This is a genomic window from Halomonas sp. BN3-1 (genome assembly GCF_003056325.1).
GTDB classification, from domain to species: Bacteria; Pseudomonadota; Gammaproteobacteria; order Pseudomonadales; family Halomonadaceae; genus Halomonas; species Halomonas litopenaei.
Genome location: NZ_PYVV01000012.1, coordinates 57927 through 71531 on the forward strand (window position 1 = coordinate 57927; position 13605 = coordinate 71531).

Genomic DNA, 13605 nt, shown 5'->3' on the forward strand with positions numbered 1-13605 from the left:
CGCCCTCGGTCAGGAAGGATCGGACTCCGGATAGCGCAGTGGGTTGAGGCTGCGCTTTACCGCCTTGAGCTGCTCGGCGAGCTTGGGGCCCCGGGTCTTCGCCACTCCCACCGCCAGCACGTCGACCAGTACCAGATGGGCGATACGGGAACTCATGGGCGTGTATATCTCGGTGTCTTCGGGCACATCGATGTACAACGGCAGGTCGACTTCGCCCGCCAGCGGGGAGCCGCTGGGACAGAGACCGACCACGGTGGCGCCCGCCTCCCGTGCCAGCTTGACGCTGGCCACCAGTGCCCGGGTGCGGCCGGTCTGCGAGATCGCCACCACCACGTCGCCTTCCTTGAGGGTCACCGCCGACATGTTCTGCATGTGCGGATCGGCGTAGGCGGCGGTGGAAATCTGCAGCCTGAAAAACTTGTGCTGAGCGTCGAAGGCCACCGCACCGGAGGCTCCGTAGCCGTAGAACTCGACGCGATTGGCCATGGCCAGGGCGTTGATCGTCTTGTTCAACGCCTCGTTGTCGAGCCGGTCCCTGATCGACAGCAGGGTTCCCACCGTGGAATCGAAGATGCTGTGGGAAAACTCGGCCACGGAGTCGCTGTCATTCATCGAGAACTGCGCGAACTGGCTGCCCGACGCCAGCATCTGCGCCAACTTCAACTTGAAGTCCTGAAAGCCGTTGCAGCCCAGGGCCCGGCAGAAGCGTACCACCGTGGGCTCGCTGACCTTGGCCTCGGTGGCCAGATCGACGATACGCATGTGGATAACTTCGTCGGGGTTGCGCAATACGAAGCGTGCGACCTTCTGCTCCGACCGACGGAAGTGCTCCATGCGACGTCGCATTTCATCAAACAGCGCGCGACTCACCCTCTACTCCTTTGACTGGCTGGGAGGACCCGGAGCTGGCAGGGCGCAATGCCCGTCGCTATCGATCCGGTCTGGTTCCAGTATGCCCCATGACGGCGTCAAATGCGCCCTGTGCTGCGTCATGCATCGAGCCCCCAGGCCGCCCCTGCGCAACCGGATGGATTTTTTTCTAGCGTTGGCAGAACGTTGCAGGATTGACGTCCACACCGTCATCTTTTTGTCAACTGGGGTATAGTAAAAGGGCAGTGTCGCGCAGCGTCCTGGATGCCGGCACATTCACTGCATAGGAGAATCGATCATGCGTAATGTCGAAAGGTTATCCTCCGTCAAGAGTGAACTCCTCGACATCTTCATGAGCATGGAAGTCGCCGAACACGAAAGGCGCTCCCGCACCGCGGCCCAACGCAACCTGCGAGCCCGCCGCGGCATCGAGCTTCATCGGGAATTCAAGCGTCTATCCGAAGACATCGCCGAACTGCCGGAAGACGGCAACGACGACGAAATGCACTGACCCGGTAGACTGAACCAGCACGCGTGGCCGCCGGCCCGACGTGCGCCAGACCGCCAACAACGCGGGTCTGAACCATATTCGGGGCCTGGCCGCTGGCTATAGCGACGGCCGGCCCATCCCTTGCGAGAATCGCACCGACGAGACTCGCCATCGAGTGTCTGTCGCCTGAAAGCCCCAGGCGCGTCAAAGGCACCGTCAAGCGTCCCTCCTGGCATGCTCTCCCAAATGCATGTCTTTGGCTGCAGGCATCAATGAACAAGCACTGACGGTCGTTGGACTCCCGCTGAGGCCCCACTGCCACCTCGTTGACCTCCGCCTCTGGTCACTCTGTACGGGCAGTCTTGCCCTGCCGCCCGGTTCCGATGGATCGTCTGGCATTGCCTATCAACGCAGAGACCCGGCACAAGGCCGGGTCTCTGGTCTGGCGTGCAGCAATGGCGCCTGTTACAGGCTGGAGATGAACACCACCGCCACACCGATGGGCGCCACGAAGCGGGTCAAGGCGACCCACAGGGCTTCCTTGCCACCGGACAGACCGAGGTCTTCGGCCACGCCTTTGCGGTTGAGGAACCAGCCCGCGAACAGGATGGCACCCAGGCCGGTCAACGGCAGCATGAACTTGCTGGTCAGCTTGTCCAGCAGGTCGAACACCCCGAGGCCAAACAGTACCGGGTCACTCCACACGTTGAAGGACAGCAGAGCGGCGATACCCAGCGCCCAGGCGCCGATGCCAGAGACCACCGCCGATGCGGAACGCGACAGCGGCGTGCGCTCTTCGACAAACTCGACCACCGGCTCGAGCAGCGAAATAGCCGAGGTCAGGGCGGCGAAGGTCAGCAGCAGGAAGAACATCAGGCCCAGGATCAGGCCACCGCCCATATTGCCGAAGGCCAGCGGCAGGGTGACGAAGATCAGGCTCGGGCCGGAGGCCAGGTCGAGCTGATTGGCAAACACGATCGGGAAGATCGCCAGGCCCGCGCCGAGTGCGATCACGGTATCCATGATCACCACGGTGCGCGCTGTCTTGATCAGGTCGACCTTCTCGCCGAGGTAGGAACCGTAGGCGATCATGATGCCCATGCCCAGTGACAGGGTGAAGAAGGCGTGTCCCAGCGCCGCCAGTACCACCTCACCATTGAGTGCGGACCAGTCCGGGTTGAACAGATAGTTCAACGCCTCACCGAAGTGGCCGGTGGTCATGCCGTAGCCCACCAGCACCACCAGCAGCAGCGCCAGGGCCGGCATCAACACGTTGACCGCGCCTTCCAGGCCCTTGGTCACGCCGCGAGCAACGATACCGATGACCAGCAGCATGAAGATGGAGTGCCACAGCAGCAGCAGACCGGGGCTTGCCAGCATGCCACTGAACAAGGCGCCGATACCGTCGGCGTCCTGGCCGCTGAAGTCACCGGTCACGCTGCCGAGGGTGTAGTACAGCGACCAGCCACCGATCACGCTGTAGAACGACAGGATCAGGAAGGCACCGATGACCCCGGCGACGCCGACCAGGGCCCAGACCTTGGGCTGACCGGCCTTGGCCGCGACGCTGGCCATGGCATTGACCGGATTGCTTTGCCCACGCCGACCGATCATCCACTCGGTGACCAGGATCGGCAGGCCGATCAGGCCGATGCACAGCAGGTAGACGAGCACGAAGGCGGCACCACCGCTCTCGCCCACCATGTAGGGAAACTTCCAGATATTACCAAGCCCGACAGCGGAACCGGTGGCGGCGAGGATAAAGGAAAAGCGCGATGACCACTGCGCGTGTGTCGTTTTGGACATAAATCACCCTTCGGATACGTGTCGTCATCGATCGATCGGATGCAATGACGGCGTTGTGTTTGTAGTCGCCACGTCCTCGATGGTCCGGGTCACGGATCCACCGATGTACAAGGGGTCTGACGGATGTCAGCAGGATCACTGCCGGCACACCACTCTTCCCCAGCGCAGGGTTCGCGCTGGTCGAGACCGGTGGGTCCAGGCGAGTCACCAGCCAAGGATAAGGAGGCGACCGTCTCTGGCCCGTGGCAAGTGACGAACAGCCGACAAAACTAGCGTATGACAATAACAAACGCCAGCCAACAATGGTCAAAGCAGCTGATTCTGTCGATCTCCCGGAAACCCGGGCAATGCCTGCCACCCCATTCTATCGGCGACTCTGGCGTACAGGTTTCTGGCCTGTTCCGGGGCCTGGCGATTATCCGCCGTATGCACAAAAAGAAAAGGGGTTTTCCCCTGTTTTATCCACAAGGTGAGTTGGTCTATCCAGGGGGTGAAATAGTGCTCGTTGATGGCGCTGTCAAGATGGCCAATGAAACGAATCACAGGAAATTTTGCTGTAGAGATCACGTGTAGTGGGCGTCTTGGCTTTTCCGCACGAGCCTGGATCAATCCCGAATGGGCCTCGGGCGGTCCGGAAAACAACGGCCTGACATCCAGCATCACGCGATCGGCGCCATGACTTATCAACAGGGCGTTGATATCTCTCTCGGCGCTCCCCTTGTGGAAAAATTCACTGTGGCGCAGTTCTACTGCGCAGGGTACGTCTTGTGGCCAATCTCGTAGAACCTTCTCCAGAGCAGGCACCTCCTCAGGACCAAAGTCCCTGGGGAGCTGAATCATGACCGGCCCGAGGCGGTCCTTCAGTGGCCACAGGGCCTCGACGAAGTCGCCCACATCGGTCTCGACCTGGCGCAATCGTTTTGCATGTGTCAGCGCCTGGGGCAGCTTGAAGCAGAAGCGAAAGCTCGGTGGCGCCTGGCGGGACCAGCCTTCCACCGTCCGTGGCCTGGGCGCCCCGCTGTAGAAGGTGGTATTTCCCTCGACGGCGTTGAATACGGCGGCGTAGTCGTTGAGCCAACCCTCGCGCCCGGCGTGGGGTGGGTAGAGACCACCACGCCAGTCGGGATTGGCCCACATTGGCAGACCAATGTACATGGGCGGTTGCGCTGATCGATCGTTCAAGAAGGCAGACTCGACGGATTCAGGGATGCCAGCATAGCATCGCCCCGCCCGGTGTTGCCGAACGGGGCGATGCTGACAAGCTGCAAGCGGCGTCAAGCGCCGGAACTTCTTTCCCTCAGCCGGGACTCTGTCCGAAAAGCCGACGGACACAGGGGCTTTTCAGCCTTCTAGAAGTCGTACTTGGCGGAGAACTGAACCCTGTCCAGGTCGAAGGTATCGCCGTCCACCTCATCCAGGTCGTAGCGCTGGTACTCCGCCGACAGCGTGGTGTTGGCAAAGGGCGACCACATCAGGTTGAGAAAGAAGCTGTCGTAGCTGTCGGTGTCATCGCCGGTACCGTTGCTGTCGAGTTCAGTCGCCGAGTAGGCGATGCTCGAGCGCAGCGTGTCGGTCCAGTAGTGACGATAGATGGCCGAGGCGCCCCAGGACTCCACCATCTTGATCTGGCCGTCCTCCACCTTGGCGTTGGGGTAGGCGCCCAGCGCCATGTAGCGTCCCAGGTTGCCATAGTTGGCCTGCAGCATGAGGTCGTCTTTTTCGAACACCGGGAATCGTCCGGTCAGGCTGTAACCGGCCCCCCAGCGACTGTCGTCGTCCTCGGCGTCATCCAGGCTGAAGCGCCTGACCACGGTGGCCGCTGAAACATGCCCCCACTCCTGGTCCACATTGACCCGGGCCACCATGTCCGGGGTGTCCTGGTCGTCGTCGCCGTCCTCGGGGTTCTCCACCGCGAACTGCAGGCTGCCCCAATCCAGCGGATAGGTATAGCGAAGCTGTGGCTGGCGCACGAAGATCGAGCCGGTATGGGTACTGAAGGCGTCGATCTCGCCAAGCCCCTTGAGATCCATGAAGGTTGACCAGTACTGCCCGGCCAGCCAGTTGCCCCAGCTCAGGTAGGCGTGGCGCAGCCGCGGCGCGTAGGAGTGCGAAACAAATTCGTTGGCTTCGTCGTCGGCGCCATAGAAGTCCGTCTCGATATAGGTCTTCATGGTATCGCCACCCAGCGGTGTACTGGTACCGAAGCTCAGACGCGTTTCCCGCGCACTGAAACTGACGCGGTTGTCGGCGTCATCGTCGGTGGCGCGCAACAGCCCCGCCGTCACCGTCTCGTTGGCCTTGCCGTCGCTGAGCCCATTGTCGGAGAACGCCGCCTGAGCCTTGATGTAGCCGCCAAAGGACACCGTGGTATCTCCCACCAGGAAGTCGCCACTGTCGGTGCGCTTGACCACGTTCTCGCTGACGTCGGCGACGTCCTGCTGCATGCTGGCCTGCTGGTTGATCAGGTTATCGATCTGGGCCTGCTGCTGTTCAACCAGTTGCATGGCCGCCTGCTGTTGGGCCTTGAGCTGTTCGATCTGGGCCTTCAGCTCATTGAGTTCCTGCATCGACGTCTGCGCCTCTGCCGCGATCGGCATCAGCAGACAAAGGCCGGTTCCCGTCAGCAAGGCGCTTGTGGATCGCAATCCGCTCATCGCCGTCCCCCTTCATTATCGTTGTCGTGGCGGTCGTCATGGCGGCTGTCGCTGAACTGAATCACCGACGCCTGCACGCTCGGAGACCCAGGCATGACCGGCAAACCACTCGCAGGAATGGCGACCACGTATAACCAAGCGCTTAACTAACGACTATAGAAACGAAGGTTAGAGAACGGTGTTTGATATTGTGCCCAATGAAGCACGAAAAAGAAGCGTCCGAATTAGCAAAACAATAGAAATATATCTTACAAATTCATAATACTAGAACCGGAAAATATGGAAAATTCCGAGCTTTCTTCTTTATCAAGTACCGGTACAGCATATATCGATAAGCAGTAGAAGCGGCGCCTGGCCGACCTCAAGAAAATACCACTGCATCAACGTGCTGTTTTTGTGATCTGGTTCTCGGACCGGCAGAGCGGAGCCTGTCAACACAGATGACACATGAAATGATTCTGACTCTTTAACACCCTGCCGCCAGGGGCGCCGCATTCCTCTCGGGATTCAGGTGCGCTACCTCTGGCAGGCCGAGGTTTCCGATGTCCCAGGACCAACACTCCGGATAAAGCTGCTTTGTCGCCTCAAGACCTCCCGGCGCTGCGCCAGGATACCTTTGGCCTCGCAGCTATGACGCTGACTCGTCGCGCCGTCGGCGATACCTCGCGGCCGACGTCACTCTGGAAAGAGCTCTTCGTCACTTCATGTGGATTTGGGCTGCCGGCACCGAGCGCGTCACGCTTCTAGCGCCTATCTAGAAAAACTGTGTTAATTACCATCAATGACTTGAACATTGATCTATCGAGCTAAGGGGAGCCATACCCCGGTAGACGGAATATCGCGTTGTCCTCGACCGCACCTCCTGGATCTGCGGCGACACTTGAGCCTACGCTTCCCTCAGAACTACACAACAGGAAGGGAACAAGCCCGACCTCGTGAGGCCGGGCAAAGTTGGATGCAGCAAAACGGGGTCAGTCGCCGTTGTTGTGCCAGCAGATAGAGCATCTACAACCAAAGAAAGCCGACAGATTTCGCATGATGAGAGGACTCAGCCACCCCGGCGGCGTAACTGACGAAGCTCGCCGTTCAGCGCCATGATGATGGTGTAGCACATCACAATCATCACCACCGAGAAGGGGATCGCGGTAGCCGTGACTCCGGCCTGGAGCGCCGAGAGCCCGCCGCCGATCAGCAGTACGATGGCAATCAAACCTTCCACCGTGGCCCAGAACATGCGCTGAGGGCGCGGTGCATCGATCTTGCCACCGGCGGTGATGGTATCGATCACCAGCGAGCCGGAATCCGACGAGGTGACGAAGAAGATCAGCGCCAGGATGATGCCCAGGGTCGACATCAGGCCCGACAGCGGCAGCTCGTTGAGCATGGCGAACAGAGACAGCTCGGGACTGTAGCTGTCGATCACGTATTCCTTGACCAGGCTGCCAGCCGGATTGGCATATAGCTGGTCGAGGGCGGTGGCGCCGAACACGCCCATCCAGATGAAGATGAACAGACTCGGGATCACCAGCACACAGATCACGAACTCACGCACCGTGCGCCCCCGGGAGACGCGGGCTATAAACATGCCGACGAAAGGCGCCCAGCTGATCCACCAGGCCCAGTAGAAGATGGTCCAGGATTGGCGATAGGCGTCGTCCTCGCGGCCGAAGGGGGCCGACAGCGGGATGAACTTCGTCACGTAGGTCTCAAGGCCGGCCCAGAAGCCGGCGAGCGCCGCCAGGGTCGGGCCGGCGAACAGCACGAAGAAGAAGAACAGCACGGCCATTCCCATGTTGATCTCGGAAAGCCGCTTCACGCCACCTTCCAGACCGCGCCACACCGAGACCAGCGCCACTGCGGTGACGGCTGCGATCACGACCACCTGAGTGGTGATGCTGACGTCCAGGCCGAAGACGAAGTTCATGCCGGCGTTGGCCTGCTGAGCGCCGAGGCCGAGCGAGGTGGCCAGGCCAAACAGGGTCGAGAATACCGCCAGGATGTCGATGACGTGGCCCCACCAGCCCCAGACGCGGTCACCCAGCAGCGGGAAGAACGCCGAACGGATGGAGAAGGGCAGGCCCTTGTTGTAGGTAAAGATGGACAGCGCCAGCGCCATCACCACGTAGACGGCCCAGCCGTGGATGCCCCAGTGCAGATAGGTGCCGGCCAGCCCCATGGCGGTGGCGTCTGCGATGGCCTCAGCGTTCAGTTCCCCGTCGCTGCCGAAGGGCGAGGGCGTGCCTAGCGGCGAGGAGACGTTGGCGTGATAGACCGGTTCCAGCACGCCGAAGAACAGCAGGCCGATGCCAATGCCGGCCGCGAACAGCATCGCAAACCAGGACAGGTAGCCATACTCCGGCGTGGCGTCGGGGCCGCCCAAACGGACCTTGCCGTATGGCAGCACGACCAGTGCCAGACAGAACAGGATGAAGCCGTCCACCACGATCATGAAGTAGCTGTCGAGGGTGCCGGTGGAGAAGCTGACAATGGACTGAAAGAGATTACCGGCTCGCTCGGGGAACAGCAGCGTCAGCACGATGAAGACAATCGAGGCCAGCGCCGAGATGGCGAAGACCCGATTATGTATGTCGAAGCCGATAGGCCCCAGGCTGCCCTCGAAGTTGTCTTGCCCGACGGTATAGTCCGTCTGCATGTCGTCCGAAACCGGGGTTGGAGCCTGCTCGCTTTGAGTACTCATGAATGATGCTCCTGTGGATGGAAACACACTGGCCGAGTGAGTCTCGCACACGTCAGCTGTTGGTGTGACAGGACAAGCGATGAGAGCTGGCGCTCCCTTACCAGTAGCGGAAAGATTGAGCCCTCGGCGTCACTATGTGCACCGGAAACAGCAGCCCTCCCCTGAAACCCTCTACCCCGTGCAGGTCAGCACAACAGGGGGGACCGCAAATAACGCGTGGAAATATCAGCGAAAGCGACGCCGCTTTCCGTTCAGCGCCTTGATGACTGTATAGCACATCAGAATCATCACCACCGAGAACGCAACGAGATATCGTCAAATCCGGTGCCGGGCTATTTGGCGGCAGTCCTGTCTGATTGATCGGTGGCTTGCTCTCCATCCTTGAACTGAAGCGGACCCCATTCCCAGGCAAAAAAGAGCGCGGGACACCGGGGTGTCACCGCACTCTCTTTAGCCACCAAGAACAAGAACGGACTGCATCAACACCTTCTCTGGAGTTGATGGGAAGATTTCCCTTCCGTCACGCCGAGTCTGCGACCGCTGCCATACTCTCTCTAGACGGTATGTCTACTCCACCGTCACCGACTTGGCCAGGTTGCGCGGCTGATCGACGTCGGTCCCCTTGAGCACCGCCACGTGGTACGACAATAGCTGCAGCGGCAGGGTGTAGAGGATCGGCGCCAGTGCCTCGTGGACGTGGGGCAGATGCAGCACCTGGATGCCCTCGCTGGCGTTCAGGCCGACATTCTCGTCGGCGAACACGTACAGCTCGCCGCCTCGAGCCCTGACCTCCTGCAGGTTGGACTTGAGCTTGTCCAGCAGTTCGTCGTTGGGCGCCACCGAGATCACCGGCATCTCACTGTCCACCAGCGCCAGAGGGCCGTGCTTGAGCTCGCCCGCCGGGTAGGCCTCGGCGTGAATGTAGGAAATCTCCTTGAGCTTCAAGGCGCCTTCCTGGGCGATGGGGAAGTGGGCGCCACGTCCCAGAAACAGCGCGTGGTGCTTCTCGGCGAAGGCCGTGGACAACCGCTCGATGGCCTCGTCCAGCCCCAGCACCTGGCTGCACAGCGCCGGCAGGGTCCGCAGTGCGGCAACAATGTCCGCCTGCTCGTCCTCATCCATGCCACGCACTCGTCCGAGCGCCAGGGCGAACAGCATCAGCGCGGTCAACTGGGTGGTGAAGGCCTTGGTGGAGGCCACGCCGATCTCTGGGCCGGCCTGGGTCATCAAGCTCAGGTCGGCCTCGCGCACCAGTGAGCTGCCCGGTACGTTGCAGATACCCAGACTGCCCAGGTAGTTGTCCTGCTCCATGGCAAAACGCAGCGCAGCCAGGGTGTCGGCGGTCTCGCCGGACTGGGACAGGGTCACGAACAAGGTGCCCTGGGGCACCACCACCTGGCGGTAGCGATACTCGGAGGCGACCTCCACCTGCACCGGGATGCCGGTGTAGCGCTCGAGCCAGTAGCGCGCCACCATGCCAGCGTGATAGCTGGTGCCGCAGGCCACGATATGGATCTGGCGGACCTGCTGGAACAGACGCTCGGCGTCGGGGCCGAAGCTTTCCACCAGCACCGAGCGGTCGCCCAGGCGGCCTTCCAGCGCCGCGGCGATCACCGCCGGCTGTTCGTGGATTTCCTTGAGCATGAAGTGGCGGTACTCGCCCTTGCTGGCGGCGCCATCACCATGCTCGAAGGTCTGGACCTCACGCTCGACGGCGGTCCCCTCGGCATCGAAGATCTCGATGCGACCATTGGCGGACAGCCGCACCACGTCGCCTTCACGCAGATAGATGAAGCGATCGGTCACCGGCAGCAGCGCCAGCGGGTCAGATGCCAGGAAGGCCTCACCGATGCCGACGCCGACCACCAGCGGGCTGCCCTTGCGCGCGCCGACCACCACATCGGGCTCGTCCACCGCCATGACCCCCAGGGCGTAGGCGCCGTCGAGGCCGGCGACGACCCGCTGGAAGGCGCTGAGCAGATCACCGTCAAGGCGGGACTCACGCTCCAGCAGGTGGGCGATCACCTCGGTATCGGTCTCGGACTCGAACACATAGCCCTGATCGGTGAGTTCCCGACGCAGCTGCTCGTGATTCTCGATGATGCCGTTATGTACCACCGCCAGGCGATCACGCGACTGGTGGGGATGGGCGTTGGGCTCGCTGGGGCGACCGTGGGTCGCCCAGCGGGTGTGAGCAATACCGCTGAGCCCCAGCAGCGCCGAATCCTCCAGTCGCGCCTCGAGCGCGGCCACCTTGCCTACCGCGCGCTGGCGCACCAGGGTGCCCTTGGGACTACGCACCGCCATGCCGGCACTGTCATAGCCGCGGTACTCGAGACGCTTGAGGCCTTCGAGCAGAATGTTCTGTACGTTGCGCTGGGCCACCGCGGCGACGATGCCACACATAGGGGTCACTCCTTGAGAGGTTCGTTATTGGCTACCGCTGACCAGCAATCGAGAGGGGGCCGCAACGGCAGAAACGGGCGGAAGCGTCCGTCAATCCTCGTCCTTGGTCGGCCGCGGCCAGTTGGCCTTGGCGATCTGACGAGACCTCGTCACCGCCAGGCTATGATCGGCGACGTCGCGGCTGATGGTGGAACCGGCACCGACGGTGGCGCCCTCGCCGACACTGACCGGGGCTACCAGCGCCGAATTGGAGCCGATGAAGGCGGCGTCACCGATCTCGGTGCGGTGCTTGTTGGCACCGTCATAGTTGCAGGTGATGGTACCGGCGCCGATGTTGACCTCGCGTCCCAGGCGGGCGTCACCCACGTAGCTCAGGTGGTTGATCTTGCTGCCCTCGCCCACCTCGGCGTTCTTGGTCTCGACGAAGTTACCGACCTTGGCCTTGACCGCCAGGCGGGAACCGGGACGCAGGCGGGCGAAGGGACCGATCTGGTTCAGCCCGGCCAATACTGCACCATCGACGATGCTGTGGGCCTCGATGACGCTTTCGGCGCCAACATGGCTATTGCGTATCACCGTGTAGGGGCCGATGCGCACGCCTTCGCCGAGCTCCACCTCGCCTTCGAACACACAACCCACGTCGATGAAGACGTCATGCCCGCAGCTCAGCTTGCCACGCACGTCGAGACGATCAGGGTCCGCCAGGGCCACGCCTTTTTCCATGAGCCCATCGGCGATGTCACGCTGGTGAGCCCGTTCAAGCCGCGCCATCTGTGCGCGATTGTTGACGCCTTCGACCTCCATCGGCCGCGACGGCTGGGCGGTGGCCACGGCGATACCCTCGGCGGCGGCCATGGCGATCACATCGGTCAGGTAGTACTCGCCCTGGGCGTTGTCCGACGACAGCTCAGGCAGCCAGCGCTTCAGCTGGGCGCTGGTCATGGCCATGATGCCGGTGTTGCACTCGGTGATCGCAAGCTCGCTTTCAGAGGCATCCTTCTGCTCGACGATGGCCACCACCTCGCCTTGGTCGTCACGCACGATGCGACCGTATCCCGCCGGGTCGTCCAGGGTCACGGTCAGAAGCCCCATATGGCGCTCGTCCACCTGCTCCAGCAAGGCCGCCAGCGTTTGCCGGCGGATCAACGGCACGTCACCGTAGAGCACCAGTACCTTGCCTTCGCCGAGCTGGCCCAGCGCCTGGGCGACGGCGTGACCGGTACCCTTCTGCTCGGCCTGATGGGCAAAGCGAACCTCGGTGTCGGCCAGGGCATCGCGAACCCGCTCGCCACCGTGCCCGATGACCACGTGGGTGCGATCCGCATCGAGACCCCGGGCGGTATCGACCACATGACGGACCATCGGCTTGCCCGCCAGCGTATGCAGCACCTTGGGCAGGCTCGAGCGCATGCGGGTGCCCTGTCCGGCGGCGAGAATCACCACATCGAGGCTCATCGTGACTCCTTGTCTAAAACAAAAGATCGAAGCAAATATCGCAACAGTACCGAACCGACCTACGGTTTCAGCGATCCGTCGTGAGAGAACAGCGCTTCTATTCTAGCGGGGTGTCGTCGTCCGTCACCACCGTCAGCCCCAGGGTATCGACCATCTCCTGCCCGAAACGGGCCACAAAGGCGGGGCTGACCCGACTTTCCCACCCCTCACCCTGACGCACCAGCATCACTACCGGCAACTCCTGGTCGATGGCGGCCTGCATGCCTTCCTCTTCGCCCATCACGCTCAGCGCGGTGGCCCAGGCGTCGGCCCAGGCATTGGACGGATGCACCACCGTCACCGAGGCCAGCCGATGGGTGATCGGTCGTCCGTTTCGAGGATCGATGGTATGCGAGTATCGCTTGCCATCGGCCTCGAAGTAGTGACGGTAGTCACCGGAAGTCGCCACCGAGACGTTATCGAGACCCACCACGTGCTGAGCCTTGGGGGTACCGTTCTCGGGCACCTCGATACCGATGCGCCACAGTCCCTTGCCGCTGTCACGCCGTCCCTTGACCTTGACCTCTCCGCCAAGGTTGACCAGGTAGTTGGCGATTCCCTGACGATCCAGATAGGCCGCCACCTCATCGGTGGCAAAACCCTTGGCCACCCCGGACAGGTCAACGTAGACGTCACGCAGGCGACGAGCCTGGGCCTCGGTGGTGTCGATCTCGAGCGCGTCCATGCCGACCTGAGACAAGCGCTGCTCGAGTACCTCTTCCTCGGGGATTTCCCGGGGACGGGCCTCGGGGCCAAAGCTCCACAGATTGACCAGACTACCGACGGTGACGTCGAAGGCGCCGTGGCTCTGCTGGTTGACCGACTGGCTGATGGCCAGCACCTCCATGAATTCATCGGAGATCGGCTGCCATTGCCCCAGCGGTGACTGGTTGAAGGCGGACAGCTCCGAATCCTCGCGCCAGGTCGACATGGAGGCGTCGACCGCGTGCATCTCGTCGAGTACGCCCTGCTCGATCTCCTCGACCTGCTCTTGCGTCAGCGGGTCGGCCAGGGTGATCTGGTAGAAGGTGCCGAAGATGTCGCCCTCCAGGGTGACCGGCGAGCGAGTGGTGGCCTCGTCGCTGCAGCCGGACACCAGCAGTGCCATCAGGAGGGGCGCCAGCCAGGTTTTCAGCCATTCACGCCGAGCGAACTTGAATCCAGTCATGAGTGGGTCTCTTCAGGTG

The 13605-nt window shown here is 62.0% G+C and carries 9 protein-coding genes; 1 reads left to right on the forward strand and 8 read right to left on the reverse strand.

What is annotated here, in order from left to right:
• Positions 1-9: 9 nt before the first annotated feature.
• Complete coding sequence (gene hexR / locus C9F12_RS16320) at positions 10-870, reverse strand: transcriptional regulator HexR (protein WP_108449568.1); 861 nt, start codon at positions 868-870, stop codon at positions 10-12.
• A gap of 298 nt (positions 871-1168) precedes the next feature.
• Between hexR and C9F12_RS16325 the strand changes: the two genes are divergently transcribed.
• Positions 1169-1381 carry a hypothetical protein gene (locus C9F12_RS16325; RefSeq protein WP_045994480.1) on the forward strand — a complete coding sequence of 71 codons (213 nt, stop codon included), beginning with the start codon at positions 1169-1171 and terminating at the stop codon, positions 1379-1381.
• 444 nt (positions 1382-1825) lie between these two features.
• On the opposite strand, the gene C9F12_RS16330 is transcribed toward C9F12_RS16325, so the two are convergent.
• The 7 genes from C9F12_RS16330 to C9F12_RS16360 form a co-directional block, all read right to left on the reverse strand.
• Entirely contained in the window at positions 1826-3166 is a 1341-nt protein-coding gene (locus tag C9F12_RS16330) for a sodium-dependent transporter (protein WP_108449569.1), read from the reverse strand.
• A 306-nt stretch (positions 3167-3472) separates the two neighbouring features.
• The gene (locus tag C9F12_RS16335) at positions 3473-4321 is read right to left on the reverse strand and encodes a DUF72 domain-containing protein (protein WP_108449570.1); all 849 of its coding nucleotides are present in this window, start codon (positions 4319-4321) and stop codon (positions 3473-3475) included.
• A gap of 194 nt (positions 4322-4515) precedes the next feature.
• On the reverse strand, positions 4516-5820 hold the full coding sequence (locus C9F12_RS22950; protein ID WP_240184280.1) for a DcaP family trimeric outer membrane transporter: 1305 nt from the start codon (positions 5818-5820) through the stop codon (positions 4516-4518).
• Between the two features lie 1048 nt (positions 5821-6868).
• The gene (locus tag C9F12_RS16345; protein WP_108449571.1) at positions 6869-8518 is read right to left on the reverse strand and encodes a BCCT family transporter; all 1650 of its coding nucleotides are present in this window, start codon (positions 8516-8518) and stop codon (positions 6869-6871) included.
• A 567-nt stretch (positions 8519-9085) separates the two neighbouring features.
• Positions 9086-10924 (reverse strand): glutamine--fructose-6-phosphate transaminase (isomerizing), encoded by a 1839-nt coding sequence (glmS, locus tag C9F12_RS16350; protein ID WP_108449572.1) that lies wholly within the window; start codon positions 10922-10924, stop codon positions 9086-9088.
• 90 nt (positions 10925-11014) lie between these two features.
• Positions 11015-12379, reverse strand: coding sequence for a bifunctional UDP-N-acetylglucosamine diphosphorylase/glucosamine-1-phosphate N-acetyltransferase GlmU (gene glmU / locus C9F12_RS16355; RefSeq protein ID WP_108449573.1), 1365 nt, complete (start codon positions 12377-12379; stop codon positions 11015-11017).
• A 97-nt stretch (positions 12380-12476) separates the two neighbouring features.
• On the reverse strand, positions 12477-13586 hold the full coding sequence (locus tag C9F12_RS16360; RefSeq protein WP_108449574.1) for an FAD:protein FMN transferase: 1110 nt from the start codon (positions 13584-13586) through the stop codon (positions 12477-12479).
• Between the last annotated feature and the right edge of the window lie 19 nt (positions 13587-13605).